The organism is Saprospiraceae bacterium (assembly GCA_016719615.1).
In the GTDB taxonomy this organism is placed as follows: Bacteria; Bacteroidota; Bacteroidia; order Chitinophagales; family Saprospiraceae; genus Vicinibacter.
Genome location: JADJYQ010000001.1, coordinates 769,662 through 796,002, shown reverse-complemented (window position 1 = coordinate 796,002; position 26,341 = coordinate 769,662). Strand labels below are relative to the sequence as shown.

Below are 26,341 nucleotides of genomic sequence, written 5' to 3'. Positions count from 1 at the left end.
TATGGTCAAAAAATTAATAGTCCTTATGCTGTTTTGTTTAAGCGGATTGAATTTAACAGGCCAGGCTGTCGAAGATTTATTTGACGCTTATGTCGATGAGAATTCGTCCGGTTACATTCAACCATTATCTGATTTATTCACATCGGCGCTTAACACCGGCATCAGAGAATGGTCGGCCATAGATACCGCTTTATATTTCAGAATAGGCATGGTGGCTTCAATAGCATTTCCATCTACCGCACAAAAGACGTTTACGGCTTCTACCGATCCTAATTTTGACCCTCACCAGACAGCAGAAGTTCCAACGATCATTGGAAACATTCAACCAGTTTATGTAAATGGTGTAAATGGAACTATTTATGTATTTCCAGGAGGTTATAATTTAAAGCGAATGCCCATGGCTACTCCACAAGTAACTGTAGGCGGAATTTTTAATACAGAATTTACAGCCAGATATTTTGCATTTGAGCTCGATGATAATTTTGGAAAAGTCAGTATGCTTGGCTTGGGTCTCCGACATGCTATTAATCCTTATTTCAAAAGCATTCCGATAGACCTTTCAGTTGGTTATTTTTATCACCAGTTTAAAGATGAACCTTATCTTGTTCACGACGCCCATTTATTTACTGTTCACATCGGAAAATCAGGAAAAATTTGGTCAGCTCAACTCATAGGAGCTGTTCAATCATCGAATACAGATGTAAAATATCAGTATACAAGAAATGGAGAAACGAAAGTGAATAAAATTCAGCTGAGCAATTCAAAAACAATGGCAGTTGAATTATCAGCCGCAATTCGATTGGCAATTATCAATCTACATTCTTCCATTCAATATTCAGAAGGTCTGACAGTAGCTGCTGGCATTAGTTTACATTTTTAAAAAAAATTTATATGAAAAATATTATTCTCTTAGGGCTTTTATATCTGGGTTTCAGCAGTTGTTGCGGATTAGAAGAATATCTTGGTGGAGGAGATGAAGCCTGTGCAAATCAGATTTTCACAGAAACGAGAAAGCTGCCATTTGTTGCCAATTATGTCGTTGATGAGGACAAAGTATTTCTTTTGGCCAATAAATTTACCGCAGCTGATATCAGAAGAGGACTTTCTATTCCGGATGAACCACACACCTTGTTATCACTACAGGTAACTTCTGCCAAAGTAAATTATTCCAGGGCTGATGACAATACTGCCGGTGCCATGTATTTGAATTTATTGATCGTTTCAGGAGATAGTACTCTTCAGCTGGTTATGCTAAAAGAGCAAAACGCTTTCTTGCCATTATACGATATTCCTGCAAGCCCATTTAATAATGCGGTTAAGTTGAACGAATATCTCAATGGTGGCGCCATTACTGAATTAAATAAAGCACTTACAAGGTATGTCATGTCAACCAGCCAACAAGACGATTTGTTATTTATCATGACCGGTGACCCCGCGCCAAAAGGCTTAAGAATGCATTTTACTTTAGATTTTACACTTGAACTAACCGTTGTTTATGAAGTTTGTCGTTATGCGCCATTGGGGGTGGGTGAGCGGATATGTGAATGAGATGAAAGCTTGAAGCGAAAAGCTTAAAAGCTTAAAAGCTTTTTTCTATATTAAAAGAAGCTCTAGTATAAATAGTTTTGTTTAATGTCTATTCTATTTGCTCTATAATCTATTATCTAGAGTTTGTTTCAAGCAAGATTATCATATTCTGAACAAAGGTCTTTCTACATTCCAAACCCCGAATGGTATCATTAAAAGAATGATCGCCAGTGCTACTGAAAACCAAATAAATGCAGTTTTAAATGAAGATGCACCATCGCATGCTTTTTTGGCTTTGATACTGCCAATTTGAGCTATGGCTATACCTATTACCATACCCATAAAATGTTCAACACTCCAAAAGCGGGTTTCTGCCATTTTCATGGATCCTCCAAAATCTGAAAGTATGCCTTTCATCATCGTTGAAGTTCCAAAATACACGATCAATCCCAACACGAGTTGCGTATGCAGGGAAGCGATAAACCAAGTGTTGATTTTTTTATAAAATCCGCCATACAACAAGCCGAATTTCCAGCCCCTGTAATTCGTATATAAAGCATAAACTCCTAGGCCTAATACGACCCATCTCAACCAGGAATGTAGAGACAAAACCAATTCTTCCATTTTTATTTATTTTGATGGTAAAACTAAGCATAAAACTTTAGTTGCTTTCAAATTGTTCTTTTCCAGATCTATAGGAAAGTCAATATATTTTCATAAATTCAGAATTATGGCTGAACCGCAACAAAAAATAAGTCCGGAACTCAGATTGTCATTTGAAAAAAGACTGGAAGAACTATTTGAATTATCATTAGCCGAAGAATTGGTCCAAAAAGCTCAATTCATGCAAATTGCATCAGGAGAGCGCATTATAGATTCTGGGCAGATCATCAGAAAAATGCCTTTGGTTTTGGAAGGCTCGATTAAAGTAAGTCGCATTGATGATGAAGGCAATGAGATATTTTTATATAATCTGATGCCCATGGAAATTTGTGCCATGACCATCACTTGTTGTATGCAACATCATCCTAGTGAAATTAAAGCCGAAGCTGATGGCAATTTATTTCTTTACGCCATTCCAATACAACTGATGGACGAGTGGTTGCTCAAATATCCAAGTTGGAAAAGTTTCATCATGCGCAACATGAAACTCAGGTTTGATGAATTGTTGAAAACCATAGACCAGATCGCTTTTCAAAAACTCGACGAAAGACTCATCTATTACCTGAAAGAAAAATCAAAAATTGCAGGGTCTAGCCTGATCAATCTTTCGCACCAGCAAATTGCCGAGGATCTGGCAAGCTCCAGAGTAGTAATTTCAAGACTTTTGAAAAAATTGGAAAATGATCAAAGACTTTTGCTTTACCGAAACCAGATCAAACTTTTGCAAGGATTTGAAAAGCTTTAAAAATCATCTCAAAAAGTAACCTAAGTCACATAAAGTCCTTTAAATACAAAGTAATTTTACATCGTAATTTTAAAATATGAAAATTCAACAAATTTATACGGGTTGCCTTGCTCAGGGAGCATATTACATTGAAAGCGAAGGAGAAGCAGCAATTATAGACCCTTTGCGCGAAGTACAACCATATATCGATATGGCTGAGAAAAATGGCACAAGGATCAAATACGTTTTTGAAACCCATTTTCACGCTGATTTTGTATCGGGACACAAAGATCTTGCTGAAAAAACAGCTGCCCAAATAGTATATGGACCCACTGAAATTGAAACGGGTTTTGAATGTTTAAAGGCCTCTGACGGAATGGTTTTTAATATCGGAAAGATCCAACTTAAACTTTTGCATACACCGGGACATACGCTTGAAAGTTCTTGTTACCTGCTCACTGATGAAGAAGGAATTGATAAGGCCATCTTCACCGGAGACACCTTATTTATTGGTGATGTTGGCAGACCGGATCTAGCACAGAAATTGGTCAAAGACTTGACTCAGGATATGTTGGCAGGAATGTTATATGATTCCCTTCGCAACAAAATCATGCCGCTTTCTGATGATATTATAGTTTATCCGGCTCACGGTGCGGGGAGTGCTTGCGGAAAAAACATGAGTAAAGAAACATCTGACACCCTTGGTCATCAAAAGTTGACCAACTATGCACTCCAAACGGAAATGACTAAAGATGAATTTATAAAAGAATTAACCAGTGGTTTAATAGCTCCCCCTTCTTATTTTCCAAAAAATGTTATGCTCAACATTCAGGGTTATGATCGCATTGATGAGGTGATGGAAAGAGGTGCCAGATCCCTTTCGGCGGAAACTTTTCAACTCATAGCTCAGGAAACTTCCGCATTGATATTAGACACCAGGAAACCACAACGGTTCAACAAAGGATTCATCCCGGGTTCGATCAACATTGGAATCGATGGCAACTTCGCTGTTTGGGTAGGTACATTGATCCCGGACATCCAACAAGAAATACTGATTGTAGCAGAGCCGGAAAGAGAAAAAGAAGTTGTCATGCGCCTGGCCAGAGTAGGTTACGATCACGCGATAGGTTACCTAGAAGGTGGAATGGAGTCCTGGATAAACCATAACTATCCAATTGATCAAATTCATTCCATCTCGGCAGAGGAATTGCATGCCATAAAAAATGAAAATCCAGATATCAATATTCTGGATGTTCGGAAAAAAAGTGAATATGATTCAGAACATATTTTGGATGCACAAAATGCGCCTCTTGATTTTATCAATGAAAGTATGGAAAGCATTGACAAAAACAAAACATATTATGTTCACTGTGCCGGAGGATATCGATCGATGGTTTTCTGCAGCATTTTAAAAGCGCGCGGATATGATAACTTAATTGAAATAAATGGTGGTTTTCAGGCCATTCAAAAAACAGCCAAGTTTCAGCTCACCGAATACGTTTGTCCTACGACATTGTTATAGTATAGTTGCAGTAAAGAACACAAGTTTTAAGCCTTTCAAAATATTTTTAAATTTTAAGTCAAAATCATTGACATGAAAGAAGTATGTCTTAAAATAGATCAAATTAAGTGCAGTGGATGCATTAGCACTATAAAAGATAAATTGCGGGAACAAGCAGACATATCCAACATTAGCGGAGAGCTGCAAACGAAAGAAATAAAATTCACAATCGCCGAAGAAATAAAGCTGACAGAAATCCTAAATATTTTAACGAAAATAGGATTTCCTGCGAATGAAGTAAGTTAGTTGGTGGCTGATAGTTGTTAGTTGGTGGTTGTTAGTTGTTAGTTGGTGGTTGGTGGTTGTTAGTTTAGTAATATGAACTACGCTTTGAGCTTTGAGCTTTGAGCTTTTAACTCTAAAAAAATGAATAATATTTTAAAATAAACTCTTCATGATACAATTCTTAAAAAAAATGTTTTCAAATACAAAAGTTGACTATAAACAAATTGTAAAAGCTGGTGCAATCATACTTGATGTCAGGACTCCTGCAGAATTTTCTGGAGGGCATATTCCCGGTAGTTTAAACATACCCTTACAAGACTTGAACAAAAAGCTGAGTAAACTGGATAAAAACAAAACCATTATAAGCTGTTGCGCGTCGGGTATGCGGAGTGCAGCTGCCAGAAAATTATTGCTTGAAAATGGTTTCGTAAATGTATACAATGGCGGTGGTTGGCATTCGCTATCTCATAAAATCAAATAAACATCTTACTGTTTACCAAAATAAATGAAAATGGAAATCAAAGAAAATAAAAGTTTTCAAAGCATCCTACAGGCCGAAAATCTGGTGTTGGTAGATTTTTTCACCGAGTGGTGTGGCCCCTGTAAGATGATGGCACCTGTGATCGATAAAATAAAATCCAAAACAGGTGATCACATCAGAATCTTCAAAGTAGATGTTGATAAGAATCCATCCGTTGTGAATAAATATCATATCAGGGGCGTACCCACACTTATCCTGTTCCATCGCGGCAACATTGTCTGGCAACATTCAGGAATGATTTCTGAAGAATCATTACTTCAAATAATTAAGTCGAACTTAAACTAAATCATATGGAATTTACACATTATTACAAAGTAGATGCACAATGGAATCAGTTGCGCAAAGGTACCATTCATTCTGCTGAACTCAGCGATTCTGTTGTAGTTGCAACACCACCTCCTTTTCCCGGTGGAATTGAAAAAATTTGGTCTCCGGAACACTTGTTAGTTGCGGCTGTCAATAGTTGTCTGATGACTACTTTTTTGGCTATCGCCGAAAACTCCAAACTTGAATTTTCAGACTATAGATGTAATGCCACCGGAAAACTTGAAAAAGTGGAAGGCAAATACGCGATTTCCGAAATTGTGCTTGAACCTGTTATCACGATTAAAAATGAAAATGACCGCGAAAAAGCTGAACGCATCATCCATAAAAGCGAATCAGCATGTTTAATCTCCAACTCTATTAAATCTACCGTAATATTGCAAGCAACTATCATTGTAAATGCTTAAAACTTCAGAATCCGGGGATCAAGATTTGCGCAAACCTACGGGTTTCCATTTATTTAATTGGAAGATCATTCTCCTGTTATGTCTTACAATTGGTTTAGCGCCATATACCCCGGAACCACATATTTGGGGCAAACTGAAATGGGTCATGGGAGGAGCAAATGGCATGGCTGCAATGGATTGGTTGGACCTCTTTTTTCATGGAATTCCCTGGTGTTTGCTCATTGCAAAATCTATCTTCTACATTATTAAACTAAAACGCAATTGATGATGTCCTATGTTGAAATTGCTTTAAACGCATACAAATCTTATGCAGCCTATCTTTGGCATGAAATCAGCTCACCGTCCTGGCATAGTTATTTTTATTGGCTCATAGGGATATCCATATTCGCATTTACTTTAGAATTGTTGTTTCCATGGCGAAAACAACAAGGAAAATTTCGTGAAGATTTTTGGTTGGATGCCTTTTATATGTTTTTTAATTTTTTTATTTTTTCCTTGATTGCATACAACGCTTTATCTGAAGTTGTTGTGACGCTGTTTAGTGATTTTCTGGGATTATTTGGAATTCAGAATTTAGTAGCCATTGAAATATCCAGTTGGCCTTTGTGGAGTAAATTGGTCGTGCTTTTTATACTCCGCGATTTTATACAATGGAATGTCCACAGGATGTTACATTACTTTCCAACCTTATGGGAGTTTCATAAAGTACACCATTCCGTACAACAAATGGGCTTTGCCGCTCATTTGCGTTATCATTTTATGGAGACCATCATCTATAGAACTGTAGAGTATATCCCACTTGCGATGATTGGATTTGGATTGACGGATTTTTTCATCGTACATATTTTTGCCTTAGCCATCGGGCATCTCAATCATTCAAATATATACTTGCCCTTAGGTCCCCTACAATACATTTTCAATTCTCCTCAAATGCATATCTGGCACCACGCTGAACACTTACCAGCGAATTCTAAAGGCGTGAATTATGGATTAACCTTGAGCATATGGGATTATATATTCAATACTGTTTATATGCCAAAATCAGGAAGAGATGAAAAACTCGGATTCGAAAATGTTGATCAATTTGCAAAAGGATTTGTGCAACAATCTTTGAGCCCTTTTAAAAATATTTTGAAGAAAAAAGGGGCTTCATCTGACTAAAAGACAAACTTCATTTTTATAAATATTTAAGTTTACTATTGTTTCGTACAAACCAACTCGGGATTAGTTGGAATCCTGTTTATTTTTGCAAAAAATAATAATGGGCATGAGTTATCCATTCCAAATTCAATCTTACGACCAGTACAAAGAAGTATATTTTAAAAGTATAAATGATCCAGATCAATTCTGGGATGAAATTGCTCAACATTTTAGCTGGCATCAAAAATGGAATCAAGTTTCTGAGACAGATATGGAGCGGGCTGATTCGAAGTGGTTCATTGGAGCTAAATTAAATATTACCGAAAATTGTCTTGACCGGCATCTCATTGATAAAGCAGATCAAATTGCACTGCTATGGGAACCCAATGATCCTAAGGAGGCGATCAGAAAGTTGAGCTATTCCGAATTGCACGAACAGGTTTGTATCGCTGCTCAAATGTTAAGGAATCATGGAGTCAAGAAAGGTGACCGGGTTTGTATTTATATGGGAATGATTCCAGAATTGGTCATTGCCATGTTAGCTTGTGCAAGAATAGGAGCCATACACAGCATTATTTTTGGTGGGTTTAGTGCACAAAGTATCGTTGACAGGGTTTTTGATGCCCAGGCAACATTTATCATAACTTGCGATGGAGCTTTCCGCGGCGGCAAAGATATTCAGTTGAAATCAATCGTAGACGAAGCCCTGGAACGCATTGACAGTATCAATAAAATTTTTGTTGTTCAAAGAACAAACTGCAAACCGCATATGGAACCCGGCCGCGATTTATGGTGGCATGAAGAAATGGACAAAACGGATCGTTATTCTGCATTATCTGCAAAAGCAGAATCCATGGATGCAGAAGATATGTTATTTATTTTATACACATCCGGATCTACGGGAAAACCTAAAGGAGTGGTCCACACTTGCGGAGGATATATGGTTTATGCTAGTTATAGTTTTGTAAATGTATTTCAATATAAACCTGGACAGATTCATTTTTGCACGGCCGATATTGGCTGGATCACCGGACATAGTTATATTGTTTATGGACCCTTGTGCTCCGGTGCAACCACACTGATGTTTGAAGGCATTCCCACCTGGCCTGATGCCGGGCGTTTTTGGGATATCGTAGATAGACATCAGGTAAACATTTTGTATACAGCTCCAACTGCCATCCGAAGTTTAATGACTTTTGGATCAGAACCCCTCAAAGGAAAATCTTTGGCAAGTTTGAAGGTATTGGGAAGTGTTGGTGAACCCATCAATGAGGAAGCCTGGGAGTGGTACTCTAAAGAAATAGGAAAAAATAATTGTCCCATTGCAGACACCTGGTGGCAAACTGAAACCGGAGGAATTCTCCTTTCAAATCTGGCTGGTGTTACTCCGCAAAAAGCATCCTATGCCACACTCCCACTACCTGGAATTATACCGGTATTACTCAATGAGAAAGGGGAAGAAATTTCAAGTCCTCATGTGAACGGCTATTTATGTTTAAAAAATTCATGGCCATCCATGATAAGAACGACTTATGGAAATCATGAGCGCTGCCGGCTTACATATTTCGATCAATATAAAGGATATTACTTCACAGGCGATGGCGCCTTCAAAGATGAAAACGGCTTTCTGAGAATCAGTGGGCGCGTCGATGATGTGCTTAAAATTAGTGGCCATCGCATCGGAACTGCAGAAGTTGAAAATGCTATAAATCAACATCCCAATATCATTGAAAGTGCAGTGGTTGGGATCCCCCATTCCATTAAAGGACAAGGAATTTATGCCTTTGTTGTACACGAACAGGAAATTTCAGGAAAGACCATACTACAGGATGAAATTAATGAGTTATTAAGCGAACAAATTGGCCCTATTGCCAAAACAGAAAAAATTCAACTCGTGAGTGGACTCCCTAAAACGAGAAGTGGTAAAATTATGAGAAGGATCCTGCGGAAAATCGCTGAAGGCGATATTGATCAATTAGGGGATACCAGCACTTTACTGGATCCCAACATTGTCGAAGAAATCATAAAAGGCAGAATTCACTGAAGCAACTTTTTTACAAACATTACATTCATTCCCGGAAACATCGCACATGAACACACAAAGCCATTTTAATTCCATAATTTTACGCGTATTGTTTTTCATCACCCTACTCTTTCAATGGAGTGCCTGCAGTAAAAAAATGAGTGAAACACTTCCTTCTGATCTTACTACTTCAGCTCCTGTATTGTTTGGTTCCAATTTAAATATTAAGGTAAAATTGGGACGACAAGAATTAAATTCGGTCATAAATTATTTGGTTACACAAAATTTCAGCGAAGGTTTAAACTATGAGGATGGCTATAAAATAAAAAGTCAATTGGATGGACCTTTAGACATACAAGCCAGTCAGCAACAAATTTTTGTACAGCTCCCGGTATCCGTTGAAATTTCACCTTCGGGTATTTTTAGTTCGTTTAAAGTAAATGGTGCTATTCAATTAAATTTTACTTCTACCTTCGATATCGTTGACAATAAACTTGTTTTCAAAACCGAATTAAGCCATCATCAATGGAAGAAAAAACCAGTTGTAAATGTGTTAGGGGTAAATTTACCTATTGAGGGCATTGGAAATTTTATAATTAAAAAATATAAGCAGCTGTTATGCAATTCTATTGACGAATCCATAACTCAAAATATTAAGCTGGATAAAATTAGCAATAGCTTGCACAACTACTTCAAAAATCCGGTCTACTCCTATTACGATAATGAGATTCATGTGTTTGCAAATCCACTGGATATGGCTTTGGGGCCAATATCAATGACATCCCAAAATCTCGAAATACCACTAATATTCTATTTTGAATCGGTCCTTGCTGATAGTATGCCTGAAGAGTTTAACCATAAATGTAGTTTCTCTGTCAGACCCCATTTTGAAGCCAGATCAGCTTTAAATATTCAATCGCGCATCCCATTACAATTCATTGATTCTCTTATCCAGTTGCAAATAGTCAATCAAACATTTGGGAGTGGTATTTCTAAAGTAAAAATTAAATCAGCCCATTTGACAGGTGGTGGAAATTATATGTATATCACACTAAACACTGAAGGTGCATACAGAGGTGATTTGTTGCTGAGTTTTATTCCCGAATTTGAACCCGGTGATCGGAAAATAACATTGCAGGATTTTAAAATTAAGGCCCAAAAAGGAAAAGGAATTAATAAATTGGTGTTTGCTGTGGTGAAAGGGATCGCAGAATTAAAAATTAAAAAATCTGTTGAAGAACAATTAAACAATACCCTTAAAGAATTCGAGGCCAATGTGCATAAAATGTTAGAGAAGAATGAAATCATGGAAGGTATGGAACTCAATGGTTACCTAAAAGATTATTCCTTAAGGAAAATACAATTTCATGACAACCGTTTGTATTTTTACTTAAATGCCGAATTGGAAATGGAAGCCATTGTCAAAAAAATTGATAAAGACAAATTAATTCTTCATAAATTTTAAAGTTTCGATTCCTTGTGTTGTTTCCAAACTCAAGAGGTATAGACCTGGTAATAAATCACTACAATCGATTTGCAAATGATCGTTTTTGTGCATTAAAATGGATTCCTGATCGATCAGTTTTAATTCTTTACTAAAAATTTTGAGATTTACCATTCCAGAAAATGAAGTTTTATGATGTAAAACCACATAGTCACTTACCGGATTAGGATAGAGATCCCAATCTTGTTTTCCTCCTTTCGTTTGTGCACGCACCCATTTGGATTCAATTTGATGGCCATTGATCCCAATGGTCGATAATTTGTAAAAATATACTTCATTGGGTTTTACCTCGAGATCTACATGCGATAATTGGTTAAATATCTGAGGAGTCAATTCAATTTCTTCCAACATAGAGTCTGATCCGGTTTTTTTAAACAAGCTTATTTTCTGAGGAATATGCTTTAATTCAGATCTCCAGTATAGTCTGATTTCTTGATCACCTGATGTAGCAAATAAGTCAAGGGATTCTGAAGCTAACAAAGTTAGTTCGAACAACTGTTTTTCACTCATATAACTACAATTAACAGGAACGCTATAATCTGCAATCCCATCTGTTCTGCTATAAGGACTACCTTGATTGGCATTAAAACCAAGACCTCTTCTGGCAAATACATTCCAGATCAAACAAGCGTTAGCACTTTGAAATAAAAGTGTATCAGCTTTTAATATAGCATTCCTTGCATCCACAAATCCGGGATTACATGCTTGCAACTTCATTGCTTCAATGATCAGCTTGTACACTTTTGTATTTCCCTTTCCTGAATTTACATTGTAGATGTCTGGTTCCAAACCATATTGTTTCACAAAAGCCCACACTAAATCCCAAAGCATAGAACACCAAATGTAGCCAATACCATGAGGTTGAGAGATCGTTGCAATTTGACTAAGTTGATTGTAATCTGCCGGATTCACCGTTAGAGAAACATGATAAGGGAAGGGCCGAATACCGCGTCCGCTCGTTCCCTGACATGAACTAAACGTACCCATCCCACGACTCTTATAAGCATGATCGCCTTGTACGATCGTCATGATTAAACCAAAAAAATCACTCCAGCCTTCACCCATTTGCTCGGCATTTGTTAAACATGAAACATTATTGGGTCCACCGGTGAGCCTGGTACTAATACCATGCCCGTATTCATGACAAATAATACCTGCATCGAACGTACCGTCAACCAATGCAGGGGTGTTATTTCTAAATTGTGCATTTACTGGAAAATTCAAACGAATGGTTTGACAATCTGCATTGCTGATTTGGATCACCGGAATGTTTATCAAATGTCCGTAATTTCCAGCCGGGATTATATCCGGATAACCATTACCTTGTTTGCATAATACAGCTGCCACTGCTCCATAATTCTGCACCTGCATGATCTTATAACTGGTTTCGCAATTCCCGTCTTCAATCAATGCAATTTTACCATTCAATTCAAATCCGTTCGTTATAAATTCACAGGCATCCATCGTATTATTTACATTATCCAATACCTGTACAATGGGCGCATTGAGATTTTGAATACTCTTGCCAAATTGAGCTCTGGAAAAAATGAATGATTTTTGCAAAATTCCAAATTTCAAAGCAGAACTAGGCAGTAAAGTTCCAACCACTCCATTGGATAACTGGAGTTTAATGCGCTGACAATCTGCTTTACTAAGCATTACAGCGGGAATAGTGAGACCATAAGACCAGCCGCCAATTCCGGAAGGTTCAGAATCTTCATTATTACAAACTATTACTGAAACTGCTCCAGCAGATTGGATGCGGGACATCTTACTTGTGAATGAACAGATCCCACGATCAACCATAGCTATCTTACCTAATAGTGCATTTGTGTTGGTAAGATTAGAGCACCCATAACTTGGATATGAACTAACATCTTGGACCAATACTATTTGTTTTGAAACGGGTGCATAAATAGATGGTGTAATGGGGGCATGTACAAATTTATATTTCCCATAAATGGATGGCGGTGATTCGATAATCATGGTGTCTGCTATGGGAAATTGCCAAAGATAAACTTGCATAATTCCACTCGTTCCATCAATAGGGGTTCCAAAAGTCGCATTATTTCTTGCATAATAAACATTGTCCAATCCTTGTGCTAAAATTGGATCACCACCCATTCCGCCCTTATTAAAATTATTCATTTGGAAATTTCCGGATGGTTCATGAAATCCATAGCGATGCCAAACATCATGCATCAAATTTGTCCAATAAAATAAATTGGTGATGGATGCATCCTTATTATTAAATGGTGGAAGTGAAGGATCATATGGAAAATCAAAATTCAATGCTGGTCCGCCATATGCTCTTGCAAGATCGCCCCCTGTAGGCATATCGTCATCATCGCTATCTTCATATGCATCTACATTGTTGCCTCTCGAACTATAATAAAAATTTAAACCATCACCATGCCAGCCAAAAGGACTGGCATCCGGTGCCTTCATCCATGGACTCATGACGACTTGACGATTGCCATGTATCGGGCTTTCTACCGGCATTGGGTACACTCTGTAACACGACTGATTTGTGAGAATTTCTTCAGCTCTTTGAATTTTAAATCTGTTGGATCTTGTAAAATCACCCGACTCAAAAGAACAAAATTTTAAGAGATTTACTTCTTTAATGATTTCTCCACTTGCAGCATCCTGAAGTATCTGCAACCATTCGTTCGTTTTATTTCTTTTCCAGAAAATGGAATAGGTAGGTATTAATAAATTTTGATCAGTCATAAAATAATATGACGACTTAATTTCGATTTGTTCATCTGTTGCAATCTGATCTAAAAATATTTTATAGCTATTTTTAGAATTTTGATTGCGCCTGCTAAAGCTTCGAACATTCAGCGAAATATCTCTATTTTGGCATATTAAATTCAAAGCTTTCAATTCTGATAAGAAATGCTTGCGACCGGCCAATTTTTCTTTGACCTCCAAAACAAATTGGTGTGCAAAATGTATTAATTCATTTTCTTTACTAAAATGCAATGACGCAAAGGATCCTTCGATAGGCAAGCCGTTAATTATTTGCTGCAAATATATATGTCGAAGATTTGTAAGGGAATCAAAATATTGAGCCGTAATCTCAAACTCTTCCCGTATAAAATTGATATGGTTATAATTTTTTTTAATAAAGGCGATATCCAATTCAGATGCCTGCTTTTGAGCAAACGCGCAAAAGTTTATATTTAAAAAAAATAAAATCGCAAATAAATTGAAACTCCGGATCATACTGAATTGCATTTGCTTTGAATTTATCTAAAAAAATAGGCAGTCCAAAACCGGACTGCCTATTAAAATTTTAGTTCATTGATTAATTAGTCAATGATGATCATCTTTCCGGTTTCAGTCAAATCTTTATAATCCAACTGATAATAATACACGCCCGCATGATCTAATTGACCTCTGCTAATAATGTATTCATGAAAACCTTTGGTCAAGTTTAGGTTTTGCACCAGGTGTATTTTTCCTGTGACATCATAAACAGTCAGTTTAATATCTCCGGCTTGTTGTAAATACAAACCAATTACCGTTTCGCGATTCCATGGGTCGGGTTCGTTGGGTGTGACTACAAATGTTTCCTTGCCCAATCCACTATATCTCAACACTACCTGTCCTTCATTACCATCTTGTGTTACACTCACGGCTGGTGTTATACTCGCTCCGATTCGCATCACTTCTGATAATGTAATTCGCTCTTTGGCCTTTACTCGCAATTTTATAAAATCCATCCCATCTTCCATCTCTCCATTCCAACTTACACTCAGTTTGCCATTCTGCAATTGATGCATTGCGTAATTATCCTCTCCTACCCGCTTCGATTTATTGCCCTCTACTCCCAGCACTTCTATTTGCTGATTCAACCACTCCAGGGTAAACTGTACTCCCGTATAGCCTGCTCCATTCTTGATCCGCAGTTCAATCTCGCTTTCTTCGCCTCCTAACAACTCCGCTTCCGTTATCTCCATTTCTAGTACCCGGCCGCCTCTCGTTACACTTCCGCTCAATCCTTTCGTCGCTGCCGTTCCATTCAGATCTCCAACTTTTACTGCATAAAAATCCAACTTCATATCTCCATATAAATTGCTGATCTCTACTCGTTCCGGTATCACTTCCTTTAATGCATTGCTAACATCGTTGAACGTATGTACACGGTTTACAAATCTCCAACTCGTATTGCCTGCAATCTCACTGGTGATTCCCAATATCAATCGCCTCAATTCAGATACATCTTTGGCCGTAATCTCGCCACTCCGATTTACATCCGCGGCTAACATCTGGTAGCCTGTTTTGATGGGCTCTATTCCCAATATATGCCTTTGGATTTTTACAATGTCGGCTGTACTTACTCCATTCAACCAACCATCTGTCTTCTTCGGCTTTAACTCATAGCGCTCGCCCGATGGCAGTTGTTCAAATGCAAATCTTCCATCGTAATTCGTCAGGATTTCATTCCTTCCGGAATTATACAACTCCACACTCACATTCTCCACACGTTCCTGCACTTCCGTCATAATCTCGCCTTCCACTTTCGCATTCTTTAATGTCGGTGGACAAAATCCACTGTTGTCCTGGATATCTATAAATGTTCTGCAAAATGATGTGTTGCCGTTAATATCCGTTACCCACATCTCCACTTCCTGTAAGCCACGATCATCACAATCGTATATCCGATAACGATCGTTCGTATCTGCTGTAAAACTCAATACTACATGATATCCACAATTGTGGTACGAGCCTGCATCAAAATCACTGGCCCACACCGTATCCATCGCTGTATCCGGTATTCCATCTCCATTCAAATCCATCGGTACCAAACTCGTCGACAATCCACTTATGCAATATGCTACCGGTGGTTTGCAGTTCTGTAAATCCAATGTAAAGTTTGCCTTCACTGTATTGCCACATCTGTCTTCCACTTCCCACTTCACAATATGTTTTCCTAATGGCCATGTGCCACTCGCTACATTGCCGCCTATACTACTTCTCGTAATGTCGATCGTGCCATCACTGTCTAAATCAATTTTATACGTGTACAACATCTGCTTGGGATCCGTACAATCATCTCCCGCTTCAATTGAAAAACTTACAGGGATCGGTCTGCAATTAATATCATAACTACAGATCACCGTATCCTGCGTTACTCTTATGATTGTTGGATCTATCCGGTTAAACACTTTTATATACTGCGTATCCTGCCAGATCAATACATTGTTATTGATATCGCGCTGACACCAATCAATTACTTTCCATACTCGTATGATCTTAAAACATGGATCGCCCGGTATGGTCGGTGATAATATGTGATCGTGATAACTCATCCCCACTAAACTACATTCATCATCATTGGTCACCGGTCTGTCGTATGGATACACCAATCGCTCCGGTATCAATTGATCCGGATCACAGATATCACTCGTCTCATAATCATCCGGCCAATTGATATCGTTGCCGTCAAATATATCGTGGTTCACTACGGTGATCACCTGATAACAAGCTTCACTCCGGTTTCCTTGCTGATCAACTGCCGTGAAATATCGGTAGATATAACCCAAGCCACATTGATTCAATCCTCCATAATCCTGCTCCTCTACAACTTCCGGCGGACAATTATCTTCCGCAAGTCCATCTTGCGGATGGCCTCCTATGTTATGCCAGTATCTTGGATCAATCACTATCTTTTCTCTCGCATTTTGTTCCGTCACTACTTTTCCAAATACTTCCAAATGTTCGCGGTCTATATCAAATCGACAATCAACTGTTATGTTTGGCGGACAACTTATCAATGGTCGGTCCTTATCTTGTACTTCTACATTCACCATACATATTGCTTCATTGCCGCTATGATCTATTGCTTTAAATCCTACCATCACCATCTTGCCCACATCTGCACAACAAAATCCTACTTCTGCACCCCAGTCATCTTCTCCTACTCCTCCACAAAAATCTCTGTCCATTCTTCTCACTTCAAAATGATGTAATGCACATTCATCAAAACTTCCATCGTCAAATACTTCTGCAGGTACCCAGCTATAACCATTATGTGTGATCGCAACTACCGTGTTCCGGTCGCATACCGCTACAGGTTCTGTATGATCTCTCACATGCACAACTATATATACTTCCGTTACATTGTAACACGCATCGTACACTCTATAATATACCGTATCTTCTCCAACCGGTAAATCTACCCAGCCGCCATTCTGATCCAGTAACACTCCGCCAGGATAGGCTATATCTACTCGCAAATCATTGTGACAGGCATCTACAGATTCAATCGGTGGCAACAATACACGCGCTAAACAATTCCGTTTACCAGTCGTCGCGTCAAATCCATATGGCATATGAGTGATCTCAGGGCCACTCTCGTCTTTGATAACGATCACTTGCAAAAAACTTCTCACCAGCTCTTCATTGCACCACCATTCCCGAATCGTCCACGTACGCATGATCTTGCGAACACAATTAATTTCACCTAAATCCAAATCTTCGTAACTTACTAATATGTGGCAATCCAACAATTCATTGAGTGGCCAGATTGCATTATAAGTTCCATCCGTTTGATAATGATATGGAACTCCTGTTATTTCAGGACTGGGGTGACCTTTTTCGTCCAATAAAAATGGCCGATTGCAATAAAGCTCAACCAGATCATCCGGAAATTCAAAAAAGTCAATATCTAATCGTCTTACCAATATCGTATCTGTACAATAATCTGTATTCCCTTTTACATCCGTAATTTGGATATCTCTATATATGGCTTTTATATATTGTCGATTGCATTCAATATGCTCTACATTTTCTCCAATTGTTTTAACACTATATCTGCTGCAATCAAAGCCATCGTAATTTAATGGAAACGCATCCTCTAATAAATTACAATCAACTGTATCTGCTCTGCAAATGATCACCGGTGATAATTTATCCTCAATTACAATATCAGACCAACAACTGTTGCCAGTCGTAGGATCCAAAACCGTTGCCGTCAAATGCTTCCATAAATAATTTGAATCAACAGGATTCGGTACAGGGGCTCCGTAATACGTCAGGCTAACTTCGAAAACGTCATAGCAATTATAAACGCCCGTTAGTAACATTTCTGGAGTGATCAATGCCTGACAATTTTCATCCAGGGAAACATTGATGTTTTTACAAGACAGACTCGTTGATCCTATAACATCTACCGTAAAACTGCATTCAGCAGTATTGCCATTGGAATCACAAGCCTGATAAACATTGGTTGTTTGTCCGGGAGGAAATGGGTTTCCTGAAGGAATTCCAGAAACCATCTTTATGGGTAGTCCACCTTCGAATTCTATGATGAATCTTCTGAATAATAGTGATGGAGAATCCCACCAGGTACCTACATTCAATAAATCTAAAAACCAAATAAATTCACCTGGAATAATTCCAGGTTGTCCGAATCCCCAGTTGGTATAATTGACTGGTTCCCCTGTGATCCATTTGTATTGATTCAACATTGGAGAATAGCGCAAGCCAAGCCAATACTGGTTTGATCCGATTCCATTTGCTGGGTTAATTGGATTTGCAAACGGAATATTTGAAGTAAGAAAAGTGTTTTCAGCTGCACTCTCGATGGTCACCAAATGTCCACCTAATTCAGCTGCCATTTGATTTGCCTGCAACCAATGCACATGGTTCACCAGTAGTGGCGATGAAATGAAATAGGTATTTCCATTAAATGTCCCAATAAACTGATAACCAGGTATAGTAGGCCTTAGTTGGGTACAATTATCAGTAGCCTCAACATTGTAACAATAAACTCTGCTACAATCGAAGGTATCTAATAAAATGGTTATATCCGGAGGACAATTTGTAAATACCGGTGGGGTATTATCAGGATCACACTGTCCTAAACCTGTTTGATTTAAGGACAATGAAAAGAAAAACAGGCAACAAAGCCTTAGCGTAGTAGTAATTTTCATGTTCAAAGAATTGAATGTTAAAAAACTCCGCTAAAAGCGCTGTTGTGCTAAAGAACGTTTACTTGGGTATAAAACTTCAAATATAATTATATTTTATATATAATAAAATTTTAATATATTTTTTTTCAAAAATGTAATAGGAAGGCCCTTCTTTCTAAATGGCCTTCCCACTATTGTTTATCTTTAGAAGATTAATCTACTATAATCATTTTATCCGTTTGGCTAAAATTCATATAATCAAGTTGGTAATAATAAACTCCAGCCTGCCCCAATCGATTCCTTTGTATTGCTATTTCATGATAACCTTTGTTGAAATCCAAATTTTCAACAAAGTGCACTTTTCCGTTTACATCATACACACTGAGTTTTACAGATCCATCGCGAGGTAATAAAAAGCCAATTACCGTTTCGCGATTCCATGGGTTGGGTTCGTTGGGTGTGACTACAAATGTTTCCTTGCCCAATCCACTATATCTTAACACGACCTGTCCTTCATTCCCATCTTGTGTTACACTCACGGCTGGTGTTATACTCGCTCCGATTCGCATCACTTCTGATAATGTAATTCGCTCTTTGGCCTTTACCCGCAATTTTATAAAATCCATCCCATCTTCCATCTCTCCATTCCAACTTACACTCAGTTTGCCATTCTGCAGTTGATGCATTGCGTAATTCTCCTCTCCTACCCGTTTCGATTTATTGCCCTCTACTCCCAGCACTTCTATTTGCTGATTCAACCACTCCAGGGTAAACTGTACTCCCGTATAGCCTGCTCCATTCTTGATCCGCAGTTCAATCTCTCTTTCTTCGCTTCCTAACATCTCCGCTTCCGTCATCTCCATTTCTAGTACCCGGCCGCCTCTCGTTACACTTCCGCTCAATCCTTTCGTCGCTGCCGTTCCATTCAGATCTCCAACTTTTACTGCATAAAAATCCAACTTCATATCTCCATATAAATTGCTGATCTCTACTCGTTCCGGTATCACTTCCTTTAATGCATTGCTCACATCGTTGAACGTATGTACACGGTTTACAAATCTCCAACTCGTATTGCCTGCAATCTCACTGGTGATTCCCAATATCAATCGCCTCAATTCAGATACATCTTTGGCCGTAATCTCGCCACTCCGATTTACATCCGCGGCCAACATCTGGTAGCCTGTTTTGATGGGCTCTATTCCCAATATATGCCTTTGTATTTTTACAATGTCGGCTGTACTTACTCCATTCAACCAACCATCTGTCTTCTTCGGCTTTAACTCATAGCGCTCGCCCGATGGCAGTTGTTCAAATGCAAATCTTCCATCGTAATTCGTCAGGATTTCATTCCTTCCGGAATTATACAACTCCACACTCACATTCTCCACACGTTCCTGCACTTCCGTCATAATCTCGCCTTCCACTTTTGCATTCTTTAACGTCGGTGGACAAAATCCACTGTTGTCCTGGATATCTATAAATGTTCTGCAAAATGATGTGTTGCCGTTAATATCCGTTACCCACATCTCCACTTCCTGTAAGCCACGATCATCACAATCGTATATCCGATAACGATCGTTCGTATCTGCTGTAAAACTCAATACTACATGATATCCACAATTGTGGTACGAGCCTGCATCAAAATCACTGGCCCACACCGTATCCATCGCTGTATCCGGTATTCCATCTCCATTCAAATCCATCGGTACCAAACTCGTCGACAATCCACTTATGCAATATGCTACCGGTGGTTTGCAGTTCTGTAAATCCAATGTAAAGTTTGCCTTCACTGTATTGCCACATCTGTCTTCCACTTCCCACTTCACAATATGTTTTCCTAATGGCCATGTGCCACTCGCTACATTGCCGCCTATACTACTTCTCGTAATGTCGATCGTGCCATCACTGTCTAAATCAATTTTATACGTGTACAACATCTGCTTGGGATCCGTACAATCATCTCCCGCTTCAATTGAAAAACTTACAGGATCGGTCTGCAATTAATATCATAACTACAGATCACCGTATCCTGCGTTACTCTTATGATTGTTGGATCTATCCGGTTAAACACTTTTATATACTGCGTATCCTGCCAGATCAATACATTGTTATTGATATCGCGCTGACACCAATCAATTACTTTCCATACTCGTATGATCTTAAAACATGGATCGCCCGGTATGGTCGGTGATAATATGTGATCGTGATAACTCATCCCCACTAAACTACATTCATCATCATTGGTCACCGGTCTGTCGTATGGATACACCAATCGCTCCGGTATCAATTGATCCGGATCACAGATATCACTCGTCTCATAATCATCCGGCCAATTGATATCGTTGCCGTCAAATATATCGTGGTTCACTACGGTGATCACCTGATAACAAGCTTCACTCCGGTTTCCTTGCTGATCAACTGCCGTGAAATATCGGTAGATATAACCCAAGCCACATTGATTCAATCCTCCATAATCCTGCTCCTCTACAACTTCCGGCGGACAATTATCTTCCGCAAGTCCATCTTGCGGATGGCCTCCTATGTTATGCCAGTATCTTGGATCAATCACTATCTTTTCTCTCGCATTTTGTTCCGTCACTACTTTTCCAAATACTTCCAAATGTTCGCGGTCTATATCAAATCGACAATCAACTGTTATGTTTGGCGGACAACTTATCAATGGTCGGTCCTTATCTTGTACTTCTACATTCACCATACATATTGCTTCATTGCCGCTATGATCTATTGCTTTAAATCCTACCATCACCATCTTGCCCACATCTGCACAACAAAATCCTACTTCTGCACCCCAGTCATCTTCTCCTACTCCTCCACAAAAATCTCTGTCCATTCTTCTCACTTCAAAATGATGTAATGCACATTCATCAAAACTTCCATCGTCAAATACTTCTGCAGGTACCCAGCTATAACCATTATGTGTGATCGCAACTACCGTGTTCCGGTCGCATACCGCTACAGGTTCTGTATGATCTCTCACATGCACAACTATATATACTTCCGTTACATTGTAACACGCATCGTACACTCTATAATATACCGTATCTTCTCCAACCGGTAAATCTACCCAGCCGCCATTCTGATCCAGTAACACTCGCCAGGATAGGCTATATCTACTCGCAAATCATTGTGACAGGCATCTACAGATTCAATCGGTGGCAACAATACACGCGCTAAACAATTCCGTTTACCAGTCGTCGCGTCAAATCCATATGGCATATGAGTGATCTCAGGGCCACTCTCGTCTTTGATTTGGATAATTTGAATCTGGCTGGCGACAAATTCCTGATGACACCACCACTCTCTGATGGTCCACACTCTCATTATTTTCCGAACACATTGAATCGTTCCTAAATCCGTATCTGTATAAGTGACCTGATAATTGCAATAAAAAATATCCGATGGCCAAATCGCTTTTCCGTTTAGGGTAGGTACCCCTGTCACTTCAGGTAAAGGAAGGCCATTGCTATCTTTCAGAAAAGGTATGGCACAATTTAAATCAAAGGGATCCGGAAAACAACTAAGCTCAAGTCAGGTCTTAGTATATAAATATTTTGAACACAGGTGTCGCTATAATTTCCATATTCATCAAAAGCAATCCATTTTCTTTGAATTAGTTTTGCCATTGTTGGAACACAATGAAGTTCTACATATTGTTCATCAAGAAGTTTAATTGTACTGGTGGTACAATTATCATAATGATAAGGTGTATAATCTTTACTATGAATTTCATGACAATCCAAAGAATAAGATTCACATAAAATAGTGGGGGCTAATTTGTCTTCAATTCTGATTTCACTCCAGCAAGAATTACCGGCAATCGTATCAACAAGTTTAGCAACAATACTTTTGCCCAAATGATGTTTGGCAACAAAATCTATCAAAGGTTCTCTGGTATAATAATCACATAAAATTACTTTTAGAAAATCGTAACAACTTGCATCTCCGCCCAAATAAATTGTACTTGGAGTTATGGAGAGTTCGCAATTTTGATCAAGTGAAATATTTACTGCACCCTTGCAAGCCAATGTTGGTGAAGCACTCAAATCAGGAATTATGGTAACACCAAAACTGCATGCAGCAATATTTCCTTTAGAGTCTGAGGCTCCATATGAAAGGACTGTAAGGCCCTCCGGAAACAAACTACCACTTTGCAATCCAGTTCCATCTGTTTGATGAATAACAGCTAGATCGCAATTATCAGAAGCAGTGATCTCATAATCAAACTTAGCTTTGCAATTGCCCAATGCCGCAACTATACTTGTGTCTTTGGGACAAAATAGTATAGGAGCTATTGTATCCAGAACTTGAACATTAGTTATACATTCACTGATATTTCCGCATGAATCAAAAGCTGTTACATTTACCTGAACCAGATCTCTATCCAAACAACTGAATGAAACGCGATCCACAGAAAAACCTTGGAACGCGCAATTATCGCTAAATGTTAATACGACATCCTCAGGATCAATTCCGGCTTCACCTATATCATTGAGATATACAACTACCGATTGACAAAAGATCATTGGTCTAATCGTATCCTGAACTTGTATCGACTGTGTGCAAGTATTCACATTCCCACAACTATCTGTTGCGATCCAACTGCGTATAATTTCATATTGAGCACTGCAGCTTCCATCTATTCGTACATCATTAAAATTTACATCTGTAACGGCTATTGCACAATTGTCCGTTGCTGTGGCCATCCCTGTAACTCCCGGATCTTTAGCGCCATCACAATTGACGGTCATTGTTGAAGGGCAATTTATGACAGGTCGCATGGTATCCTGTACATTAATTTGTTGCACACATGTGTTCGTATTTCCACAACTATCTGTTGCAGTCCATGTACGTTGAATCGTATAATTACCGGCGCATCCGCCTAAAGTGATCGCATCTGAATGTAAAAAACTATTTACTGCCAAATGACAATTATCAGTGGCTGTGGCCATCCCTGTAACTCCCGGATCTTTAGCGCCATCACAATTGACAGTCATTGTTGAAGGGCAATTTATGACAGGTCGCATGGTATCCTGGACAGTAATTTGTTGCACACAAGTGTTCGTATTTCCACAACTATCTGTTGCGGTCCATGTTCGGCTGATCGTATAATTTCCGGCACATGATCCTAATATGATCACATCTGAATTCGAAAAACTATTTACTGCTAAATGACAATTGTCGGTTGCTGTGGCCATCCCTGTAACTCCCGGATCTTTAGCGCCATCACAATTGACGGTCATTGTTGAAGGGCAATTTATGACAGGTCGCATGGTATCCTGTACATTAATTTGTTGCACACATGTGTTCGTATTTCCACAACTATCTGTTGCAGTCCATGTACGTTGAATCGTATAATTACCGGCACAGGAACCTAATGTGACCGCATCGGTATTTGAAAAACTATTTACTGCTAAATGACAATTGTCGGTTGCTGTGGCCATCCCTGTAACTCCCGGATCTTTAGCGCCATCACAATTGACAGTCATTGTTGAAGGGCAATTTATGCCAGGTCGCATGGTATCCTGGACAGTAATTTGTTGCACACAAGTGTTCGTATTTCCACAACTATCTGTTGCGGTCCATGTTCGGCTGATCGTATAATTTCCGGCACATGATCCTAATATGATCGCATCTGAATTCGAAAAACTATTTACTGCTAAATGACAATTATCGGAGGCTGTAGCCATTCCTGTAACTCCAGGATCTTTAGCGCCATCACAATTTACAGTAATGGTTGAAGGGCAATTTATGACTGGCCGCATCGTATCCTGTACATTAATTTGTTGCACACATGTGTTCGTATTTCCACAACTATCTGTTGCAGTCCATGTACGTTGAATCGTATAATTACCGGCACAGGAACCTAATGTGATGGCATCGGTATTTGTAAAACTATTTACTGCCAAATGACAATTATCAGTGGCTGTGGCCATCCCTGTAACTCCCGGATCTTTAGCGCCATCACAATTTATGATAATTGTTGAAGGACAATTTATTACTGGCCGCATGGTATCCTGTACATTAATTTCTTGCACACAAGTGTTCGTATTTCCGCAACTATCTGTTGCAGTCCATGTACGTTGAATCGTATAATTACCGGCACAGGAACCTAATGTGATGGCATCGGTATGTGAAAAACTATTTACTGCCAAATGACAATTGTCGGAGGCAGTGGCCATTCCTGTAACTCCTGGATCTTTAGCGACATCGCAATTTACAGTAATGGTTGAAGGACAATTTATTACTGGCCGCATGGTATCCTGTACGTTAATTTGTTGCATACAAGTGTTCGTATTTCCACAACTGTCTGCTGCAGTCCAAGTCCGGTTGATCGTGTAGTTTCCGGCACATGATCCGCCAATGAGCTGGTCTGTAAATGAAAAATCTGTTACCGCAACATCGCACAAATCAGTTGCAGTTGGTTCACCTGTAAAAGCAGGAGTTTTGTCTCCATCGCAATTCACAGTTGTTGTAACAGGACATATAATAGTTGGCCTAGTCGTATCGACAATGCTAAATATTTGAATACAAGTATCCTTAGCATCTGTAGTTAAGGGGTCTCCATCATCATCCGTAACAATGTAAAACCGCGTTAGAAATAAAGTGTCATTTGCACAGCCTTCACCACTGAATTCATGAGCAATACTATAAACGAGATCATAACATGAATCCATGGGTATGATCAAATTGAAATCGGGAGGAGGTACATCGCTCAAGCATGAATATTGGCCACCATCCATTGGCGGACAACTAATCCTTACAAAACAAACTTCTCCAATGCAACCACATACTTCGGCATCCATATCACAGTTTTCTGCATTGACTAAAGGGCCCTGACAAATGGAACCGCCACAACACCAGGAAGTTGCCTGTGGTAATACCCAAGTACCATTATTTACAATGTTTCCGGATTCTACATCGAGATGTGTAATTTCTGAAAAAGAACCTGCGTTTATGATTCCATCATTTATAAAATTTCCTGTAGAACCTCTGAATAATATTTTTGTATTATTCCATAAATGAATTGTGCTTAAACTCGGATCTACATTTAAAAAACTACCATCGCCATTCAATCCCAACCGAATGCAAAAATTAACCATGGTATCGGCACTTTTGTCATTGATGAAACTACCACCAATATCTATGCATCCACCTGTCACAACTCGACTTCCACCATCAGAATCCCAGTTTTCAGGTAATAATATATAACTGTCATTGACGCGAACAGTACCCTTATTAATAAAAGTTCCTGTTGCACTCGCGCCTGCACATTTAAGTCCAAACAACAAAGCACCATGGGTAATTTTAAAATGACCACCGGGCTCAATAGTTATTGAATGTCCATCACAGGGATGTGATGCCAAAGTATCTAAATAAATTTCAAGTAGTCCGCTTACAGAAAGATCTCCGGGCAAATCATACCACACATAGTGTAATATATTTACTGTATCGTTGACGTCGATCGTTGAACCGGGAATGTTACCACCTTGCCATGTTGCTGGGTCACTCCAGTCACCATCAGAAATGGTATTGAATGTTTGTCCAATAATAGGACTGAGATAAGCACTTACCAATAAGCAAATACTTATAATGCAGCTGCGCTGCTTTACTGCGGGGATGTTTAGCATATTAAAGTAGTTTACGGCTACTTTCGTCTGCTAAAAAATTCACTGTTTTTTAAGCTGGGATGCTTTTATGAACGCACAAATATATAAATAATTTATATATAAAAAAATTTATATGTGTTTTTTTAAAA

At 38.8% G+C, this 26,341-nt stretch carries 19 protein-coding genes; 12 read left to right on the top strand and 7 right to left on the bottom strand.

Annotated features, from left to right (window positions below):
• Nucleotide 1 precedes the first annotated feature (1 nt).
• Together IPM92_03240 and IPM92_03235 are read left to right on the top strand one after the other, a co-directional pair.
• On the top strand, nt 2–880 hold the full coding sequence (locus tag IPM92_03240) for a hypothetical protein (GenBank protein ID MBK9107406.1): 879 nt from the start codon (nt 2–4) through the stop codon (nt 878–880).
• 11 nt (nt 881–891) lie between these two features.
• Complete coding sequence (locus tag IPM92_03235) at nt 892–1,548, top strand: hypothetical protein (protein ID MBK9107405.1); 657 nt, start codon at nt 892–894, stop codon at nt 1,546–1,548.
• A 141-nt stretch (nt 1,549–1,689) separates the two neighbouring features.
• Here IPM92_03235 and IPM92_03230 read toward each other — a convergent pair whose 3' ends face one another.
• On the bottom strand, nt 1,690–2,151 hold the full coding sequence (locus IPM92_03230; protein MBK9107404.1) for a hypothetical protein: 462 nt from the start codon (nt 2,149–2,151) through the stop codon (nt 1,690–1,692).
• Between the two features lie 145 nt (nt 2,152–2,296).
• Here IPM92_03230 and IPM92_03225 point away from each other — a divergent pair, with 145 nt between their 5' ends.
• The 10 genes from IPM92_03225 (at nt 2,297) to IPM92_03180 (ending at nt 10,600) form a co-directional block, all read left to right on the top strand.
• Nucleotides 2,297–2,935, top strand: a complete 639-nt coding sequence (locus tag IPM92_03225) for a Crp/Fnr family transcriptional regulator (protein MBK9107403.1) — start codon at nt 2,297–2,299, stop codon at nt 2,933–2,935.
• A gap of 76 nt (nt 2,936–3,011) precedes the next feature.
• The gene (locus tag IPM92_03220; protein MBK9107402.1) at nt 3,012–4,436 is read left to right on the top strand and encodes an MBL fold metallo-hydrolase; all 1,425 of its coding nucleotides are present in this window, start codon (nt 3,012–3,014) and stop codon (nt 4,434–4,436) included.
• Between the two features lie 72 nt (nt 4,437–4,508).
• On the top strand, nt 4,509–4,721 hold the full coding sequence (locus tag IPM92_03215; protein ID MBK9107401.1) for a heavy-metal-associated domain-containing protein: 213 nt from the start codon (nt 4,509–4,511) through the stop codon (nt 4,719–4,721).
• A gap of 148 nt (nt 4,722–4,869) precedes the next feature.
• A complete protein-coding gene (locus tag IPM92_03210; protein MBK9107400.1) occupies nt 4,870–5,181 on the top strand; it encodes a rhodanese-like domain-containing protein in 312 nt (103 codons plus the stop codon).
• Between the two features lie 30 nt (nt 5,182–5,211).
• On the top strand, nt 5,212–5,526 hold the full coding sequence (gene trxA, locus IPM92_03205; protein ID MBK9107399.1) for a thioredoxin: 315 nt from the start codon (nt 5,212–5,214) through the stop codon (nt 5,524–5,526).
• A 5-nt stretch (nt 5,527–5,531) separates the two neighbouring features.
• Entirely contained in the window at nt 5,532–5,972 is a 441-nt protein-coding gene (locus tag IPM92_03200) for an OsmC family protein (GenBank protein ID MBK9107398.1), read from the top strand.
• A 25-nt stretch (nt 5,973–5,997) separates the two neighbouring features.
• Nucleotides 5,998–6,237, top strand: coding sequence for a hypothetical protein (locus IPM92_03195; protein MBK9107397.1), 240 nt, complete (start codon nt 5,998–6,000; stop codon nt 6,235–6,237).
• Entirely contained in the window at nt 6,237–7,133 is an 897-nt protein-coding gene (locus IPM92_03190) for a sterol desaturase family protein (protein MBK9107396.1), read from the top strand. The genes IPM92_03195 and IPM92_03190 overlap by 1 nt, the downstream gene beginning before the upstream one ends.
• Nucleotides 7,134–7,239: 106 nt before the next feature.
• On the top strand, nt 7,240–9,156 hold the full coding sequence (acs, locus tag IPM92_03185) for an acetate--CoA ligase (GenBank protein ID MBK9107395.1): 1,917 nt from the start codon (nt 7,240–7,242) through the stop codon (nt 9,154–9,156).
• A gap of 46 nt (nt 9,157–9,202) precedes the next feature.
• Nucleotides 9,203–10,600, top strand: coding sequence for a DUF4403 family protein (locus IPM92_03180; GenBank protein MBK9107394.1), 1,398 nt, complete (start codon nt 9,203–9,205; stop codon nt 10,598–10,600).
• Here the strand turns inward: IPM92_03180 and IPM92_03175 are convergent.
• From IPM92_03175 to IPM92_03150, 6 genes are all read right to left on the bottom strand, one after another.
• The gene (locus tag IPM92_03175) at nt 10,580–13,882 is read right to left on the bottom strand and encodes a M36 family metallopeptidase (GenBank protein MBK9107393.1); all 3,303 of its coding nucleotides are present in this window, start codon (nt 13,880–13,882) and stop codon (nt 10,580–10,582) included. The genes IPM92_03180 and IPM92_03175 overlap by 21 nt on opposite strands.
• 74 nt (nt 13,883–13,956) lie before the next feature.
• On the bottom strand, nt 13,957–18,585 hold the full coding sequence (locus tag IPM92_03170) for an HYR domain-containing protein (GenBank protein MBK9107392.1): 4,629 nt from the start codon (nt 18,583–18,585) through the stop codon (nt 13,957–13,959).
• A gap of 191 nt (nt 18,586–18,776) precedes the next feature.
• On the bottom strand, nt 18,777–20,564 hold the full coding sequence (locus IPM92_03165; protein ID MBK9107391.1) for a T9SS type A sorting domain-containing protein: 1,788 nt from the start codon (nt 20,562–20,564) through the stop codon (nt 18,777–18,779).
• On the bottom strand, nt 20,546–21,676 hold the full coding sequence (locus IPM92_03160) for a hypothetical protein (GenBank protein ID MBK9107390.1): 1,131 nt from the start codon (nt 21,674–21,676) through the stop codon (nt 20,546–20,548). The genes IPM92_03165 and IPM92_03160 overlap by 19 nt, the downstream gene beginning before the upstream one ends.
• A complete protein-coding gene (locus IPM92_03155) occupies nt 21,646–21,900 on the bottom strand; it encodes a hypothetical protein (protein MBK9107389.1) in 255 nt (84 codons plus the stop codon). Before IPM92_03155 ends, IPM92_03160 begins: the two co-directional genes overlap by 31 nt.
• A gap of 176 nt (nt 21,901–22,076) precedes the next feature.
• The gene (locus IPM92_03150) at nt 22,077–26,213 is read right to left on the bottom strand and encodes an HYR domain-containing protein (protein MBK9107388.1); all 4,137 of its coding nucleotides are present in this window, start codon (nt 26,211–26,213) and stop codon (nt 22,077–22,079) included.
• Nucleotides 26,214–26,341 lie beyond the last annotated feature (128 nt).